General features: G+C 71.0%; 2 protein-coding genes. Both read right to left on the bottom strand.

Annotated features, from left to right (window positions below; translation table 11 throughout):
• Positions 1 to 84: 84 nt before the first annotated feature.
• Positions 85 to 1,521, bottom strand: a complete 1,437-nt coding sequence (locus tag ACFWUR_RS04150) for a GuaB1 family IMP dehydrogenase-related protein (protein ID WP_378901537.1) — start codon at positions 1,519 to 1,521, stop codon at positions 85 to 87.
• Positions 1,522 to 1,573: 52 nt separating this feature from the next.
• A complete protein-coding gene (locus tag ACFWUR_RS04145; RefSeq protein ID WP_378901534.1) occupies positions 1,574 to 2,434 on the bottom strand; it encodes a DMT family transporter in 861 nt (286 codons plus the stop codon).
• Positions 2,435 to 2,621 lie beyond the last annotated feature (187 nt).

The raw sequence follows: 2,621 nt of genomic DNA, 5'->3' as shown, positions 1-2,621 counted from the left end.
AAACTCGTGAGTTGTCAGCGGCGCGGCCCTTAAACGCCCCCGCGGCCCGCGCGGAGGACTCCGCTCGGCCGCCGTCGACATGGTTCACCAGCCGCTGGGCAGCGGCCGACCTTCGGCGAAGCCCGCGGCGGACTGCACACCGAGCACGGCCTTGTCGTGGAATTCCGGCAGCGTGCGTGCCCCGGCGTAGGTGCAGGAGCTGCGCACCCCCGAGCAGATGTGGTCGATGAGGTCCTCGACACCGGGGCGCTCGGGATCCAGCCGCATTCGCGAGCTGGAGATGCCCTCCTCGAACAGCGCCTTGCGGGCGCGGTCGAAGGAGCTGTCGGCGGCGGTGCGCGCCGCGACAGCGCGCTTGGAGGCCATGCCGAAGCTTTCCTTGTACTTGTTGCCGTCGCGGTCGATGCGCAGATCGCCGGGGGACTCGTAGGTGCCGGCGAACCAGGAACCGATCATCACGTTCGACGCACCCGCGGCCAGCGCGAGGGCCACGTCGCGGGGGTGGCGCACGCCACCGTCGGCCCACACGTGCACGCCGAGTTCCTTTGCCGCGGCGGCACATTCGGCCACCGCGGAGAACTGAGGGCGCCCGACACCGGTCATCATGCGGGTGGTGCACATGGCGCCGGGACCGACCCCGACCTTGACGATGGTCGCGCCTGCCTCGGCGAGATCACGGGTGCCCGCCGCGGAGACCACATTGCCCGCGACCAGCGGCAGCCCGAGCCCGAGATCGGCGACGGTGCGCAACGATTCGAGCATCTTGGTCTGGTGGCCGTGCGCGGTGTCGAGCACGAGCACGTCGGCGCCCGCCTCGGCGAGAGCCTTCGCCTTGGCGGCTACGTCACCGTTGATGCCGACCGCCGCGGCCACCCGCAACCGGCCGTCGGCGTCGACGGCGGGGGTGTAGATCCCGGCGCGGACGGTGCCGGTGCGGGTCATCACGCCGGCGAGGGTGCCGTCGGGGTGGGTGAGTACCGCGAGTTGGGCGTGGGCCTCGGCGAGGCGATCGAAGATGTCGCGCGGGGACGCTTCGACGGGCACCTGGACGAAATCGGTGAACGCGACCTCGCGCAGGCGCGCGAACCGGTCGACATCGGCGCAGGCGGCCTCGGTGACCACGCCCACCGGCTTGCCGCCTTCGACGACCACGACGGCACCGTGCGCGCGCTTGTGCATCAGCGCCACCGCGTCGGACACCGAACGATCGGGGTCGAGGGTGACGGGGGTGTCGGCGGTGAGCGAGCGGCTCTTGACGAAGGCGATGGTGTCGGCGGCCGCGGGGATCGGCAGGTCCTGGGGGAGCACCACGATGCCGCCGCGACGAGCGACGGTCTCGGCCATCCGCTTGCCCGCGACGGCGGTCATGTTCGCGACCACGAGGGGGATGGTGGTGCCGGTTCCATCGATGCTGGCCAGGTCCACATCGAACCGGGACGCGACGTCGGTCCGGTTCGGGACCAGGAAGAGGTCGTCGTAGGTCAGGTCGTACGGCGGCTGGGGTCCCGGAAGAAATCGCACTCGATCGAGCATAGCCCTGTGAGTACCGCGGTGCGCGCGACACCGCGACGATTCAGGGCGCCGGCTCGTCGGAGACCGCTCTGGTGCGGCACAGGGCCACTGTGGCCGCGCACATCACCACGACGCAGGCACCGACCACGACCAGGCCGATTCCACTGGTGCGCAACTGCTCGTCGAGGGCGGTGAGGCCGAGGAACGCGGCGGCCAGTGGTTCGGCGATGGTCACCGCGGGCAGCGAGGCAGACAGCGGGCCGGCCTGGAATGCGCGCTGTTGCAGGTACAGGCCGAGCAAACCCGCGGCCACCAGCATCCAGGTCTGCCACCCGCCGAGCACCGCGCCGATCCCGTGCTCGAACAGGGTGACCACACGATCGGTGAGTGCGGCGGCCAACCCGAACAGCGCGCCACCGGCGAGTCCGAGTGCGAGCGCCCGGCCGGATCGGCTCGCGATCACCAGGCCGGTGACGGTCGCGGTAGCGATGACCCCGAGCAGAATCGCCAAGGGCGCCAACCACTCTCGGAAAGGCGCTGTGTCCTGGCCCGCTGTCGGATCACCCACGATCAGGAACAGCGCGAGCGCGGCGACGAGGATCAGTGCGGTCGAGGCGGCTCGGGCGGTGACACGCTGGCCGTTGAGTCGCGCGGACAGCGGGAGTGCGAAGACCAGGGCGCTCACCAGAATCGGCTGGACGACCAGGACGGCGCCGAATGTCAGTGCGAGAACCTGCATCGCGTAGCCACCGGCATCGCCGACGATCCCGGACCACCAGCGTGGGCTGCGGAGCAGCGCACCCATGAGGGAGCTGCCTTCGGGGACGGCCGCGGCCGCACGCTGCTGCGCTACGGCGGCCAGCGCGAACAGCATCGCCGCGATGAGCGCGCACACGATGGCGGCGGTCGAATGGTTCGTCACGGGCTCAGTGTGGTCGATCCGACGTTCGTCGCCGCGCAACCACGACCGGAGGGTCGGCGCGTGATTTCACGCCGCGTGCTCACCCGGAGAAAGCAGCGTGGGGGGGGCCGGAAAAGGGTGGGCCCCCCGGCAACCAGGTTTGGGGGGGGGGGGGGGGGGGCCCGCCGCTCGATCGTTTCCTCGTGCG

This window comes from Nocardia sp. NPDC058633 (assembly GCF_042717045.1).
Taxonomy (GTDB): domain Bacteria; phylum Actinomycetota; class Actinomycetes; order Mycobacteriales; family Mycobacteriaceae; genus Nocardia.
The sequence above is the reverse complement of the archived record's forward strand: the minus strand, read 5'-3'. Positions and strand labels throughout refer to the sequence as shown.